12 protein-coding genes and 4 tRNA genes are annotated in these 14,110 nt (G+C 47.2%); 4 read left to right on the forward strand and 12 right to left on the reverse strand.

The genetic code is table 11. From position 1 onward, the window contains the following. Nucleotides 1-94: 94 nt before the first annotated feature. Nucleotides 95-820, forward strand: a complete 726-nt coding sequence (locus tag CWC22_RS18750; RefSeq protein ID WP_125564772.1) for a transporter substrate-binding domain-containing protein — start codon at nt 95-97, stop codon at nt 818-820. Between the two features lie 33 nt (nt 821-853). Here the strand turns inward: CWC22_RS18750 and CWC22_RS18755 are convergent, their stop codons facing one another. From CWC22_RS18755 to murB, 11 genes are all read right to left on the reverse strand, one after another. Then, the gene (locus CWC22_RS18755) at nt 854-1,657 is read right to left on the reverse strand and encodes a VOC family protein (RefSeq protein WP_138539815.1); all 804 of its coding nucleotides are present in this window, start codon (nt 1,655-1,657) and stop codon (nt 854-856) included. Between the two features lie 83 nt (nt 1,658-1,740). Beyond that, nucleotides 1,741-3,522 carry a DUF4105 domain-containing protein gene (locus tag CWC22_RS18760; protein ID WP_138539816.1) on the reverse strand — a complete coding sequence of 594 codons (1,782 nt, stop codon included), beginning with the start codon at nt 3,520-3,522 and terminating at the stop codon, nt 1,741-1,743. Nucleotides 3,523-3,536: 14 nt separating this feature from the next. Beyond that, nucleotides 3,537-3,896, reverse strand: coding sequence for an adenosine deaminase (locus CWC22_RS18765; RefSeq protein ID WP_125564777.1), 360 nt, complete (start codon nt 3,894-3,896; stop codon nt 3,537-3,539). Between the two features lie 1,500 nt (nt 3,897-5,396). Further along, the gene (gene tuf, locus CWC22_RS18770; RefSeq protein WP_010387468.1) at nt 5,397-6,581 is read right to left on the reverse strand and encodes an elongation factor Tu; all 1,185 of its coding nucleotides are present in this window, start codon (nt 6,579-6,581) and stop codon (nt 5,397-5,399) included. A 142-nt stretch (nt 6,582-6,723) separates the two neighbouring features. Next, nucleotides 6,724-6,799: transfer RNA gene (locus CWC22_RS18775), tRNA-Thr, on the reverse strand. 12 nt (nt 6,800-6,811) lie between these two features. Then, nucleotides 6,812-6,886 (reverse strand) — tRNA-Gly (locus CWC22_RS18780). 44 nt (nt 6,887-6,930) lie between these two features. Continuing rightward, a tRNA-Tyr gene (locus CWC22_RS18785) sits at nt 6,931-7,015 on the reverse strand. Between the two features lie 41 nt (nt 7,016-7,056). Continuing rightward, a tRNA-Thr gene (locus CWC22_RS18790) sits at nt 7,057-7,132 on the reverse strand. 128 nt (nt 7,133-7,260) lie between these two features. Next, nucleotides 7,261-7,959, reverse strand: coding sequence for a type III pantothenate kinase (locus CWC22_RS18795; RefSeq protein ID WP_138538030.1), 699 nt, complete (start codon nt 7,957-7,959; stop codon nt 7,261-7,263). Further along, on the reverse strand, nt 7,956-8,951 hold the full coding sequence (gene birA, locus CWC22_RS18800) for a bifunctional biotin--[acetyl-CoA-carboxylase] ligase/biotin operon repressor BirA (RefSeq protein ID WP_138538031.1): 996 nt from the start codon (nt 8,949-8,951) through the stop codon (nt 7,956-7,958). Before birA ends, CWC22_RS18795 begins: the two co-directional genes overlap by 4 nt. Continuing rightward, nucleotides 8,944-9,957: a UDP-N-acetylmuramate dehydrogenase gene (murB, locus tag CWC22_RS18805; protein ID WP_138538124.1), complete on the reverse strand. Its 1,014-nt coding sequence runs from the start codon at nt 9,955-9,957 to the stop codon at nt 8,944-8,946. Before murB ends, birA begins: the two co-directional genes overlap by 8 nt. A 130-nt stretch (nt 9,958-10,087) precedes the next feature. Here murB and CWC22_RS18810 point away from each other — a divergent pair, with 130 nt between their 5' ends. Further along, the gene (locus CWC22_RS18810) at nt 10,088-11,935 is read left to right on the forward strand and encodes a M1 family metallopeptidase (RefSeq protein WP_138538032.1); all 1,848 of its coding nucleotides are present in this window, start codon (nt 10,088-10,090) and stop codon (nt 11,933-11,935) included. Between the two features lie 29 nt (nt 11,936-11,964). Here the strand turns inward: CWC22_RS18810 and CWC22_RS18815 are convergent, their stop codons facing one another. Further along, a complete protein-coding gene (locus tag CWC22_RS18815) occupies nt 11,965-12,573 on the reverse strand; it encodes a DUF2057 domain-containing protein (RefSeq protein ID WP_138538033.1) in 609 nt (202 codons plus the stop codon). 217 nt (nt 12,574-12,790) lie between these two features. Between CWC22_RS18815 and CWC22_RS18820 the strand changes: the two genes are divergently transcribed. Together CWC22_RS18820 and CWC22_RS18825 are read left to right on the forward strand one after the other, a co-directional pair. Beyond that, nucleotides 12,791-13,162, forward strand: coding sequence for a histidine triad nucleotide-binding protein (locus CWC22_RS18820; protein WP_010385032.1), 372 nt, complete (start codon nt 12,791-12,793; stop codon nt 13,160-13,162). A gap of 227 nt (nt 13,163-13,389) precedes the next feature. Beyond that, the gene (locus tag CWC22_RS18825) at nt 13,390-14,046 is read left to right on the forward strand and encodes a helix-turn-helix transcriptional regulator (RefSeq protein WP_010385031.1); all 657 of its coding nucleotides are present in this window, start codon (nt 13,390-13,392) and stop codon (nt 14,044-14,046) included. The last annotated feature ends 64 nt before the right edge of the window (nt 14,047-14,110 follow it).

The following is a 14,110-nucleotide window of genomic DNA, read 5'->3' on the forward strand; positions in this document are numbered from 1 at the left end:
TTAGCATACCTGCCATTCTATAGATTGCAGTGATTACTTTCAGCCTCACCAGGTTCTGCTACCTTTAAAGGACGCCAGTTAAGGGAGTACACTCTTGCCACGATATTTCATCCTGATCGCCCTGTTGTGGCTGCCAGCTGCGCTAGCAAATACCTATCGTGTCAATATCAGCGAAGCTTTGTCATATACGCTCGGGCAGCAGCAAATCACAGCGATGTTCAGCGCCATTTATGCACCATTGGGGATCCAACCGGAATTTGAGTTCTTGCCAAGCGAGCGGGGCCTGCAATTGGTGAATGAGGGTGAACTGGATGCGGAAGCCGGACGCGTTGACTTAGTTGGTGCACGCTATGCTAATTTAATCGCTGTGCCTGCACCACTCGGTCAACTCAAATTGATGCTGCTTTGTACAGATCCAAAGTACTGTGACCTGTCTTATGAAACAGACCTGGCAATCATTGCCGGTAATCTGATCACAGTTTGGTTTTGTCAGCAGCACCAGCTCAATTGTAACCGGGTCCAGAATGACATATCAGCCTATCAGGCACTGAGCCGTGGCCGCGTCAATCGGATATTAGCCACAGATAAATATGCCTTGGGCTCCTTATGTGAGTCCGGATTGACCACACTGTATAGTAAAACGGCCTCAGCACGTACTTTTACCATCTATCATTATGTTCATAAAAAGCACCAGGCTCTGGTACCGAAACTCAGTGCCCACATAAAAGCAATAAGAAAAAGCGGACAACTCAGGCAATATGCAGAGCGACTGGAAAACGCCTTTTCTCAGTGTCAGGGGCAGCTGATCTCACTAGACTAAAGAACAGGCGGTCGTACCTTAGCCATATGTGAGTTAAGGTTCAATGTCATGCATTTGAGATTGAATAATTGAAAAGACAGCCCCCTGAGGGTCAGTGATCACAGCAAATCGACCAACCTGAGGGATATCCGTCGGCGGCACACACACTTGCCCACCCAGAGTCCGGGCTTTATCGGCCATGGCATCGCAATCCAGCACTGCAAAGTAGGCCATCCAATGTGCGGGGATCTCATCTCCCCATTCTTCACTCATCTGTAACATGCCCGCCACAACTGTGTCGCGTGCGCTGAACAACACATAATCCATGCCTTCCATAGGCTTATCTTGCGCCTGCCAACCCAGTAGTGCACTGTAAAATGCCCTACTTTTTTGGCTACTCCGTGTCGCCAACTCAAACCAATAAGGCACATTAGCTTCCAGCTCTCGGTGGCACCCCGGGTGCTCTTTTGCCTGCCAAAGCGCAAAATGGGCCCCCTCTGCGGGTTCCTGTAACATCACCATTCTGCCCGCTTCAGGCACATCATGCGGGCCGGCAATGATTTCAGCGCCCAGTGCCTGGGCTCTGTCAGCCATCTCATCCACATTCTCAACCGCGATATAGCTCAGCCACTGGCTCTGCGCACCCGCTTCTTTCTGCTGCGGCATCATCTGATACATAGCCGCAATATCATCGCCCTGTTTTTGCAGCATTGTATAATAAGTGCCCTCTCCAATTGGTTGATCGTCAAACCCCCAGTCAAAAAGTTGCGTGTAAAAGGCTTTCGCCTCCTGCCAATTGCTGGTGCACAGCTCTGCCCAGCAAAACGCCCCCACCCGGTTATAAGAAACTAATGCCATATTGCACCCACTGATAAAATACCATTCACCGCTTAAGTGAAGCACTGGATACACGATTGAGCAATAATTAAGTCACCATGCACCTAATAATGCAGAACAAATTGCACACCCAACTCATGGTTTTCATAATCACGATTTCGCTCTAGTTTAAAAGACAGATTGAACATACTGTCCTGGGTCATAAACCAGCTCAGGGAAGTATTTAAGTAATGACTGCGGCTTGACTCGGCGACAGCACCGCTTATCGCCCCCAACTCCAGCGTAAATTTACTGTCTACCAGTACATCTGCCGATAACCCTGCAGTGGCTTCGATATAGCCACGGGTATGGCTGACATCCGATGTCAAACCGCCACCCAGTAACCAATAACCCAATATGTCTCTGTGTAACTGATATGATTTGCCAGCAAGACCTGAGAACTCCAGCAACGACTTTTCATCGAGCTGTTGTGTTTTTTGTGGCCGGTAACCAAAGTACACTTGTGAAGATAATTGTCCAAATGCAGGTAAAGATGCCGCTAAAGATCGCGCTTTATAGAGCGTCAACTCATCCAGGCTCAAACTTTGCGCATCAAAATCATAAGCCAAAACGGTATAGCCCATTTGTAGTTCTGATTCCGACAAATACTGCCGAGTATCACTTTGCAAAAAATGTCCAGCGGGTAACCAGCCTAGTTTAATTACATCATGGCCATTTCTTTGCCTCGCAAATCGCAGATCAAAAGAAGAATCTTGGGGAGCCTTAGTTGGCATTTTATGATGCATCAAATTAAGCTGATGTTGATCGACTTCAGCCTGAAGATCCGCAACATAAGTCTGTGCACGCTCGGAGACAGAAAGGTACTTTAGCGATCTCATCAGGTACTCTTTCTCAAGCGGCGTTAATGACACCTGTCCCAAGGCAGACAAATCACTGGCAAGCAACTGATCCATTCTAGCTAGGCTGGAGGCTGGTAGCTCTTCAGACATGGCATGTACGAGCCATAAATCCGATGCATCGACATGAATTGTATCTACTTGCTTATGTTTTGTAGCTGCCTTTACAACATCCAAAGGTGACACAATACTGCCTTTTTCATCGATAATATCGATATTGAGCAAAGCCAGAAGTTCAAGCGTCATCGTAGCGCAGTTATACGATTGAAAATAGTATACTAACTCTTTACCTTTAAGCTCCCATAAGTGTAACTGCAATAACGATAGCTTTTTAGGGTCTGCCTTTAATTTATACTGCCACAAGCTGCGTTGTTCAATATCACGATACTTCACCAAATCTTTGGAAAATGGCCGCACTGAGAAAAACCCAGGCATTCCCGTGTAGGTACTCTCAACCAGTAGTTTAAGTGGGTTGAATGTGGTGATTTCCGTAAAATAAGCCAAAGAGTGGGCCACGTCCGTCCCTTTGTGATTTTTGCCTTCGGCCTTAAAAAATATATGCCCCATCATACTGGATGCAGACGTCACCACTTCTGATGCAAAAACCAGTGTCAGTGAATCAAAGGGAACATAATCAAGAAACTTTTGTAATTCAGGGCATTGTTGAGCCATATCGGGGGAAAGTATCTGCCCGGTGGCTTGCGATATAAGCGTCACTCGCGCAGGAAACTGGCAATAAGCAAGGCGAAGATCTTCATTCATTAACGCCAGTGTTTTATCCAACTCAGCCTTTGCCGAGAAGTGGCCAGACTCAGCAGAAAGTACAAACTGTGGGTCCTTAATCTGAGGCATACCGTTGTCATCTAAATGAAGTAACAGATGCCACTGTTTTGAATTAGCAAGACGCTCCAATGGTGCTGTGGTATGTGCAACAGACTGCACCGTGAATAAAAAAAAAGCTGTTATAAAACAGCTTAATATTTGTTTCATATTGGAACTACAGCTTAGTTATCACACTGGATTTCTACGCTATCTGCATAGTCCCACATTTTACCTGTTGAGGAATCTGTGGTTGAACCAAACACGCCTCCGATAAGGATGTTACCGAAAAATGCAGGCGTAACAGATTTCTTAATTGGTGTTTCAGAAGCACAGCCCGCAGCAGTGGTTCTGATCACTTTATCCTGACCATCTCTCAGCACCTGAACGGCACCTGGGGTGTTTGCTAGATTACCATCAGCAGTCACTTCAACAACTTTACCTGTGTTTGTTGTTACCTGGATAGTTTGCATATCAGAAGTCATAACGCTTGCGCAGCCAGACAACATTACTAGTGCAGCAGCAGGGATAATTGAGTATTTCATTTCCATTTATCTTTATATTAAAAAAGTTACCCAAATTCTACACGCGAGCACTAACCTGTCAATAAAAATGTTCATTATACATTCAGAAAAAACAAAAAATTGAATAAACATCAACCAAAAAAACAATCTCTGAATATTAAACATTTAACATTAATGAAATGAACAACGCTCTCGTCAAATACTGAGAATATAACTACTCAAATTACGGCTAAAGAAGCGTATTTAGTGATTATAAGATCGTATATTAATCATTAATTAATCAGCTTTACTACTCTCTTTCCTAATTCAAATTCATGTCGGGTTATAATCATGGTGCACTGCACAAGTCGCAACAATGGTAACTGTGTTCCGTGACAAATCATCGTATCGCCTGATGCTAATACCGCAATCTCTTTCGCAAGGGTGGAAAGTGTACGACAGAAGTATCTGGAGTACTTTTGAACAGCTATGCTGGCTCGAAGAGCGTAAGGCAAGAAGCACGGAGTCACCACCGCTTCGCAGCATGAGGAGGTGAGCGCACGGACCCACATGGATGCGGGGAAGTAGAATAATGCAGGAGCAATTATCGAGATGCGCGATGGGCACCGCTACAAGGATGTACTTCCACACCGCATTTTCCATCGCCATATCTCAGGCATTAAAAAAGGCCGCCTAAGCGACCTTTTTCAAAGTGTTACTGCAATCTGTAGATTATTCTACGATTGTAGCTACAAGCACCTACATTACCCTGTGGAAGGCGCCACCTTCACATGATGGCTTTCACTCAGGCATTAAAAAAGGCCACGCTCTTTATTAGAGAATGGCCTTTTTCACAATGCTTATTGCATCACTACTGTTGATTACTCAACGATAGTTGCAACTAGCACCTACATTACCCTTTAGAGAGTGCCACCTATCGTGCAAAGGATAATGACACAGTGCTTGCACTGGCATTTCCTTTGCGCAAGGTGAAGTGAGCCAGTTTAACCAGACACACTACTTTCCTCATATCTCAGGCATTAAAAAAGGCCACGCTCTTTATTAGAGAATGACCTTTTTTACAATGCTTATTGCATTAACTAAAGTCGATATTACTCAACGATAGTTGCAACTAGCACCAACATTACCTTGTAGAGAATGCCACCTATCGTGCAAAGGGCTAATGACACAGTGCTTGCACTGGCATTTCCTTTGCGCAAGGGCGACGAGTGAACGAAGCACCGCTTCGCAGCACGAGGAGGTGAGCGCACGGATGCGCGATGGGCGTCGCTACAAGGATGTACTTCCACACCGCATTTTCCATCGCTATATTTCAGGCATTAAAAAAGGCCGCCTAAGCGACCTTTTTCAAAGTGTTACTGCAATCTGTAGATTATTCTACGATTGTAGCTACAAGCACCTACATTACCCTGTGGAAGGCGCCACCTTCACATGATGGCTTTCACTCAGGCATTAAAAAAGGCCACGCTCTTTATTAGAGAATGGCCTTTTTCACAATGCTTATTGCATCACTACTGTTGATTACTCAACGATAGTTGCAACAACACCAGCACCTACTGTACGGCCACCTTCACGGATCGCGAAACGTAGACCTTCGTCCATCGCGATTGGAACGATTAGCTCAACAGTCATCTTGATGTTGTCACCAGGCATTACCATTTCTACGCCTTCTGGAAGCTCAACGTTACCAGTTACGTCAGTTGTACGGAAGTAGAACTGTGGACGGTAGCCTTTGAAGAATGGAGTATGACGGCCACCTTCATCTTTAGACAGTACGTATACTTCTGAAGTGAACTTAGTGTGTGGGTTGATTGAACCAGGCTTACAAAGAACCTGACCACGCTCAACTTCATCACGCTTAGTACCACGTAGAAGGGCACCGATGTTCTCACCTGCACGACCTTCGTCAAGCAGCTTACGGAACATTTCAACACCTGTACAAGTTGTCTTCGTAGTTTCTTTGATACCTACGATTTCAACTTCGTCGTTCACGTTGATGATACCAGCTTCAACACGGCCAGTTACAACAGTACCACGACCCTGGATTGAGAATACGTCTTCGATAGGCATGATGAACGGCTTATCGATGTCACGCTCTGGCTCTGGGATGTAAGAATCTAGTGCTTCTGCAAGCTCAACGATCTTGTCTTCCCACTCTTTCTCGCCTTCTAGCGCTTTAAGAGCTGAACCCTGGATTAGAGGCAGGTCATCACCTGGGAAGTCGTACTCAGAAAGAAGTTCACGAACTTCCATCTCTACTAGCTCTAGAAGCTCTTCGTCGTCAACCATGTCACATTTGTTCATGAATACGATGATGTAAGGTACACCAACCTGACGAGAAAGTAGGATGTGCTCACGAGTTTGAGGCATAGGACCGTCAGTTGCAGCAACTACCAGGATCGCGCCGTCCATCTGAGCAGCACCAGTGATCATGTTTTTAACGTAGTCAGCGTGTCCAGGACAGTCAACGTGCGCGTAGTGGCGAGTTGGAGTGTCATACTCAACGTGTGAAGTTGAGATTGTGATACCACGCTCACGCTCTTCTGGAGCGTTATCGATTGATGCGAAGTCTTTCGCTTCACCACCGTATACTTTTGCAAGTACGTTAGTGATTGCTGCAGTTAGGGTAGTTTTACCGTGGTCAACGTGGCCGATAGTACCAACGTTAACGTGCGGTTTCGAACGTTCAAACTTTTCTTTTGCCATGACGGAACCTATAAGTTTTGTGTATCTAGATTACATATAAAAATAATCCACACGCCACAACGGCGGCAGATTAGAATTATTCAGTACAATTATAAATGTTTTTATGACAAATCAAAGGAAGTATTTAGGAAGATCCGAAGACTGGTGCTGATAGGCAGATTTGAACTGCCGACCTCACCCTTACCAAGGGTGCGCTCTACCAACTGAGCTATATCAGCACACCAGAAAACTGGAGCGGGCAGCGGGAATCGAACCCGCATCATCAGCTTGGAAGGCTGAGGTAATAGCCATTATACGATGCCCGCTTTAGGAACCTGTTCTTAACTACCTCTAACCGTCAAGAATAAAGTGGTGGAGGGGGCTGGATTCGAACCAGCGAAGGCAGTGCCGTCAGATTTACAGTCTGATCCCTTTGGCCGCTCGGGAACCCCTCCACGTCAAAAAATTCTTGTCTAAAGCGTTGCTATTCAAAAACTGGTGCCGACTATCCGAGTCGAACGGATGACCTACTGATTACAAGTCAGTTGCTCTACCAACTGAGCTAAGTCGGCACTGCTTTAGTACGGGGCGAGATATTAGAGGAATGGCCGGGACTATGCAACACCCAAATCAAAAAAAATCACAGATAATTGTTTAAATGGTCACATTTACAGCAAAAACTTGTATTGCAGGCAAATTATTATGCAAACTGCTGATATTTACGCCAGTACATCAAACCTTGCAGGACCAAAATATCGTTATATGTACTGGGGCGGACCAAGTGTTGTTGCATTAATTCGCCGTATCCACCGGCGCATACAATCACAGGATCCTCGTTCGACTTGCTCAGGTAAAACTCCAAAGCACCAAGCGTCGCAACCAAGGCCCCATTTTTTATCGCATTTGGTGTGTTCTTGCCGAGCTCTGGCAAAAATAAGCTGGTATCGTCACTGAATACTTTCTGAGTGTTTGCAACCAAACTACTGAGCATCATATCCAGACCCGGTAAGATCCAACCCCCTAAGTGCTGCCCTTCACTATTTAACACGTCAATTTTACTGGCGGTCCCACAATCCAGTATCACACAGTACTGCTGTGGATAAAGGTGATAGCAAGCCACCACGGTCAGCCACCTATCTATACCCAGATTTTCAAATTGCGGATAAGCGCACCGCAGTTCACCCAATGTCGCGTTCACAGTCGCATAATAATGAGGGATAGCCAATTGCTGCGCGCGTTCTATCAATGGCGCCACCAACTCGCCTTTACCAACCTGAGCGATCAGCACTTCCTCTATCTCTGACCAGGGAATATCCGTCTCATCAACCAGGGTGATCGTCTCTCCTGTCAGAGTCGCAGTTTTCAGTGCCGTGTTACCCACATCAACTAACAGCTTCATGACAACTCCTTACGCACAGAAATTTCTCCCCCATAATAGGTCTTCAGCTCACCATCCTGACGCAGCACCAACCCACCTTGCTGATCGATGCCTTCACAAATACCCCGCCATTGTCTCTGCCCGGTAGTCAGTGTCACTGCCTGCTGGCGATATACGTTCAATGCGTTCCACTGCTCACTCATTACACTCAGCCCATGACGCTGATAAATCTCCAGGCGCTTTTGCAAACACAAAGTCAGCACGGCCACCAGCTGATTTTTATTTACCGCACTGACGTGCTGGCTCAGATCTGTCCAGGCCTGATCTATCGCCCCGGCAGCACTGTCTGGCATCGCCACATTCAGACCGATACCAATCACCAGATGACAAGGGCCTTCAACCTGACCGTCCAACTCGACCAAAATACCCGCCAGTTTCTGTTCATTCAGATAGACATCATTCGGCCATTTCAGTTGTACCTCCAGATCAAATAACGCCTTGAGCGCATCATATACCGCCAGTCCGACGGCTATTGATAACCCCATGGCAGCCTGCATCCCCTCTTCCAATTGCCAGTAGCAGCTATAGTAGAGATTGGCACCAAACGGAGACTGCCACTGACGTCCTCGCCTGCCGCGCCCTGCCTGCTGCATTTCCGCAACCAGCACTTGCCCACGTGGAATTGGCTGCTTAGCCTGAATACGGCGCATCAGCTCGCTATTGGTTGAGTCAATAATTGAATGCACTTCTATCTGACATGGCGTGTCGCTGAGCTGCTCCCAGCTCTGACGGATCTCGGCTTCCTCTAATAAAGGCAGGCTATTATTGAGCCGATAGCCTTTGCCCGTCACCTTAAAGATATCAATGCCCATTTGCTGCAAAGACTTAATATGCTTAGACACCGCCGCGCGGCTGATCCCCAGCTGCTCGCCCAATGCCTGTCCCGATACAAATTCACCGCACTTCAGGGCATGTAAAATAGCCAACTTATTACCATCTGGTGCTTTAACCATAGTGCGCTTCCTGTATTGTAATTTCACCTTGATGGCCTATCAGCCTGACTTCATGCTCCAGCACAATGCCAAACTTGTTGAATATCATCTGTTGAATATGGCTGATCACTGCTTTGAGATCCTCACCACTGCTGTTCCCTTCGTTTACCAACACCAGAGCCTGGCGCTCATATACTCTGACGCCCCCCTGTTGATAGCCTTTTAACCCGGCGTGTTCAATCAGCCAGCCAGCGGCCAGTTTGCAGCGCTTTGCGTCTACCGGATAAAGGGGTAAATCAGGGTAGCTTTGCGCCAGGGCTTGAGCTTGCGATTTGTCAATTACTGGGTTTTTAAAAAAGCTTCCAGCGTTTGCCAGCGTCTGCGGGTCGGGCAACTTACTGCGCCGGATTGCCATCACTTGCTTTGCGACTATCTCAGGTGTCACCGTCTCATTGCGTAATGCCTGTAACGGCCCATAGTGCAACACAGGTTGCCATGGCTTGGGTAAATGCAACGTCACTTCAGTGACTATAAAACAGTCTTTCAGGGCGTGTTTAAAGACAGAGTCTCGATAGCCAAGCTGACATGCCGCTTTATCCAGTGTTTTCAGAGCCCGACTGGCTATATCAAATCCGCGTACCTGATATAATAGATCTGCCAGCTCCACCCCATAAGCACCAATATTCTGGATCGGAGCCGCGCCCACAGTACCCGGGATCAGCGCTAGGTTCTCCAGCCCACCAATGTTGCGTGTCAATAAATGCATCACCAGTGCGTGCCAGGATTCGCCAGCGGCCGCACGCACAACATAGTGTTCGGCCTGCTCCTCTACCTCCACACCCAAATTTGCCATCTGGATCACGGTGCCCTCATAATCTGCGAGAAACACACTGTTGCTGCCTTCACCCAAAATATAAAACGGCGTACAAAAATCGTGGTCGTAAAGCTGCGCCGGATCGGTGATACGCAGTAAGGTACGACATGATGCCGGTAACGAAAATGTATGTAATGACTGCAAAGACGGCACGCCCGACCCCTGTAACAAATGCAAAATTGCCGCTAGTGTAGCCTATCCGAAGCTCTGACGCATCAAGGTGTCATTTTGGCACTTAAGTGGTATAACAACGGCTCTACTCACATCATGAGCAAGGATAATAATGAAACTTTCTGCCCTAACCTTTGGTCTTGCCTTAGCAGGCCTGTCACACACCGCGCTGAGTGCTCAGGCGGTGGACGAACACACCTATGCCAACCTCAACGACGTGATCAGTACACACCTTCACCTCGATCTGGATGTCGACTTTGCAGACAAACAGCTGGAAGGTTTTGTTGAACACACACTGGCATGGCAAAACAAGCAAGCCAGAACCCTAGTGCTGGACACGCGTGACCTTGAAATCGATAAGGTGATGTATCAGGGCAGCAACGGCAAATGGTACCCAGCGGCTTTCACACTTGCAAAACGCGATGATGTAAAAGGGTCTAAGCTGACCATTCGCTTCAAACAGCAAGCAAAAAAAGCCCGTATTTACTATAACAGCTTACCGCAGGCATCTGGTTTGCAGTGGCTGACACCAGAGCAAACCGCCAGCAAGTCCCATCCTTTTATGTACAGCCAGTCTCAGGCTATCCATGCACGCAGCTGGATCCCCGTCCAGGATACGCCAGCGATGCGCGTTACCTATTCTGCCCGTGTTAACACCCCTGAAGACGTGCGTGCGGTTATGAGTGCCGACAACAGCGGTGCGTTAATCAAAGACGGTGACTATTGGTTTGATATGCCACAAGCCATTCCGCCTTATCTGATAGCGATTGGCGCAGGTAACCTTGAATACAAAGAGATGTCGCACCAAACCGCTATCTTCGCCGAGCCGCAGATCCTGGATGCGTCTGTCGCTGAATTTAATGATACCCAGGCCATGATCGACAAAACCAATGTCATGTATGGGGAGTATGCCTGGGGACGCTATGACTTATTGATGCTACCGCCCAGCTTTCCGTTCGGTGGCATGGAAAACCCACGTTTATCTTTTATTACCCCAACCGTCGTCGCTGGTGATAAAAGCCTGGTTAACCTCATCGCCCATGAACTGGCACACTCCTGGTCAGGCAACCTGGTTACTAACGCCACCTGGGAAGACTTATGGCTGAATGAGGGTTTTACCTCCTATGTAGAAAACCGCATTATGGAAGAAGTCTTTGGTCGCGAGCGTGCGGTCATGGAACAGGCATTGGATTCCGCCCGGTTGCGTAACGTCGTCAAAGAACTACCAGCACCTGACACCCGCCTGAATCTGCGCCTGAATGGTCGCGATCCAGACGACGCATTCAGCTCTATTCCGTACACCAAAGGGCAGCTCTTCCTTATCTATTTAGAGGAAAAGTTTGGCCGAAAGGTGTTTGATGCCTTTGTGAAAGGATATTTTGATGCGTATGCGTTCAAATCGCTGACCACAGCCGAGTTTGTTCAATACATAGAGAAACACCTCATCAACAAACACCCTGGCATTGTCAGCATGGATAAGGTCAATGAGTGGATCCACGCGCCAGGCTTGCCTGCAGATGCACCTAACCCCACTTCTGATGCGTTTGACAAAGTCGATGCTGCTACTAAAGCCTGGTTAGAAGGCAACAGCACATTAGACAGCATACCCACCGCGAGCTGGACAGTGCATGAGTGGCTGCACTTTATCAATAATCTGCCACGCGATCTGGCCGAGAATAAAATGGTCGCGCTGGACCAGGCGTTTGGGTTAACTGACTCAACCAACGCGGAATTGGCGTTTGCCTGGTTCATGCTCGCAGTTGGCAACGGCTATGAGGCCATCTACCCGGCACTCGACAAACACCTCAGCGGTATTGGCCGTCGCAAGCTGATTGTTCGCCTGTACAAATCACTCGTTGCTAATGGTAAACGTGACTGGGCCTATCAGGTGTATCAGAAAGCCCGTCCGGGTTACCACCCATTAGCCCAGGGCACCATTGACGCTATCTTTGCGAACTAGTTAGTATCGCAGCCAATAAAAGTGCAGCCTCACCGGGGCTGTACTTTTTCTAAAAACGCCGCGCGCTGCGCCGGGCTGGCTTGTTGCCACCAAAAGTCCAGCATTGCTGCGGCATCAGGCTTTCCAGCCTGAGGTGCCACGGGCGGCTCTACCGGCAAAGAGTCTGAAAATTGCGGTTTCACTGGTGCCGCCTCTGGCATAGGTTCGGTGGTTGGTACGGCCCGCACCTGCAGTTGATGTGCAAGCGCCTTTATCGGTGTGCGTGTGCCATCAGGGGCCTTCAGCCAGAGTCTGGGCTGCTTTGCAAACTGCTTAGCCGCTTTTAGTGTGTCGGCCCGATCAAACCCAACCTGATAGCCACCCAGCTCCTCGACCTCAACACTCACCCAAAATGGTTTTGATTCAATCACTTCATGATCGTCATACCCAATCTCGTACAAGTCCGTATACTTGACTTTTACCTGGTGCGTGCCCGCGCCGAGCGTCAGATCCCGCACTTTATTAAAGAAGGAATGCTCTATTTCCTGTTGCCCGACCTGTAGCGGTAACAACTCTTCTGGAAAAGATAATTGCGCTGCCACTGCTCGACCACTCAGCAGGCTGAGTAACAGAAAGTAAAAAATGCGTTTTTTCTTCATAATTCCTCTTTATTTTGTTGTTAATGTGGCTGACACTTAGCTTTGAACCCAAAATAGCCACAGAGAATTCAAGCGCTCAGTTAAGGCCAACATACCCGCTCCACTGGTATGGGTATTCGGTTTTCAGGTGACCAAACTCTGAACAACACTTTTCGCTTGTATCTTACTCTTTGCACGCTATGCTGATCAGCTAAACTATCGTCTACAAGGAAAAATAATGAGCCAAGAAACAATTTTTACCAAGATAATTAATCGGGAAATTCCCGCCGATATCCTGTTTGAAGATGATCTGGCCCTGGCATTTAAGGACATTAACCCACAAGCGCCCTTTCATGTTCTGGTGATCCCAAAAACCCCCATCGCCACCATGAATGACATTAATGAAGAAAATGCACACCTGGTTGGGCACTTATATCTGGTAGCAGCTAAACTTGCCAAAGAGCATGGTTTTGCAGAAAACGGATATCGCGCAGTCATGAATTGCAACAACGATGGCGGTCAGACCGTTTACCACATTCATTTACACGTGCTTGCCGGGAAAGAAATGGGCTGGCCCCCATACCAGGATAAGAAAAAAGTACTAGGCTAAATTATTCTTTGTTAATGAATGTAATTTACTAACATATTAGCAAATAAAAAATTAAAATTATAAATTTCATAGCCTTAGTTATTTCGCTAAGGCTTTAATTCGACAACAAGATCAGAAATGCCACAATATATAGCAGAACAATCTATTTATTGATGTGATTTCTAATACAAAAGGCCTGAATCACGTGATAGCATTGCGTAATCAGACAGAATGAGAGTGTTTTCCACATGAGCAGTACTGCATTTTTATTGCTAGACAAAGAGCCTATTAACACCATAGGCGTCAATGTATTACAACCATTGCTGAAAACTCAGGGGTTGGACGTAATCACTGGGACCGATATTTCAGATGTACCAGAGAACACTCGTTTGCTCTTCATCGAAACAGCCGTCAATGACGCCTGGGGTCAGTTGAAAGAACAGCTGGTTAACCTGAAAGTCAGTTGTGACATTGTCCTGTTTAACCTGGATGAGAACCCTGAGCTGGCCAATCGCGCATTGCTCAGCGGTATCCGTGGTGTCTTCTACACCACAGATAATGCGGATGTGCTGATGAAAGGTATTCGCCTGCTGATGGAAGATCAGCTCTGGTATCGTCGCGAAATTATGTGTAATGCATTAAACCGTATGTTGCAGTTTAATAAAGATGCGCTACACAAACTGACCGAAGGGGATATTGAGCCGGTTAAACTCACAAAACGTGAAAAAGCCATTATTACCCTGATGAGTAAAGGGTCAAAGAACAAAGAGATTGCCGAAGATCTGAACATCAGCCCACATACGGTGAAGACGCACTTGTATAGTGCATTCAGAAAAACGAAATGCCGGAATCGAATCGAATTATTGTCCTGGGCGCAACAAAATATCCCAGACGAGATCCGCTAACCGCCTTCTCTACTGTATCCAGTGTCGGGTCAACCCCGACACTGTCTACCGCTTTACTGATATC

The organism is Pseudoalteromonas rubra (assembly GCF_005886805.2).
GTDB classification, from domain to species: domain Bacteria; phylum Pseudomonadota; class Gammaproteobacteria; order Enterobacterales; family Alteromonadaceae; genus Pseudoalteromonas; species Pseudoalteromonas rubra_D.

Bases quoted from the DNA above. Each gene is read 5' to 3' on its own strand.
- CWC22_RS18755 (WP_138539815.1), bottom strand. From the start codon at position 1,657: ATGGCATTAGTTTCTTATAACCGGGTGGGGGCGTTTTGCTGGGCAGAG.
- CWC22_RS18760 (WP_138539816.1), bottom strand. From the start codon at position 3,522: ATGAAACAAATATTAAGCTGTTTTATAACAGCTTTTTTTTTATTCACG.
- CWC22_RS18765 (WP_125564777.1), bottom strand. From the start codon at position 3,896: ATGAAATACTCAATTATCCCTGCTGCTGCACTAGTAATGTTGTCTGGC.
- tuf (WP_010387468.1), bottom strand. From the start codon at position 6,581: ATGGCAAAAGAAAAGTTTGAACGTTCGAAACCGCACGTTAACGTTGGT.
- CWC22_RS18795 (WP_138538030.1), bottom strand. From the start codon at position 7,959: ATGAAGCTGTTAGTTGATGTGGGTAACACGGCACTGAAAACTGCGACT.
- birA (WP_138538031.1), bottom strand. From the start codon at position 8,951: ATGGTTAAAGCACCAGATGGTAATAAGTTGGCTATTTTACATGCCCTG.
- CWC22_RS18810 (WP_138538032.1), top strand. From the start codon at position 10,088: ATGAAACTTTCTGCCCTAACCTTTGGTCTTGCCTTAGCAGGCCTGTCA.
- CWC22_RS18815 (WP_138538033.1), bottom strand. From the start codon at position 12,573: ATGAAGAAAAAACGCATTTTTTACTTTCTGTTACTCAGCCTGCTGAGT.
- CWC22_RS18820 (WP_010385032.1), top strand. From the start codon at position 12,791: ATGAGCCAAGAAACAATTTTTACCAAGATAATTAATCGGGAAATTCCC.
- CWC22_RS18825 (WP_010385031.1), top strand. From the start codon at position 13,390: ATGAGCAGTACTGCATTTTTATTGCTAGACAAAGAGCCTATTAACACC.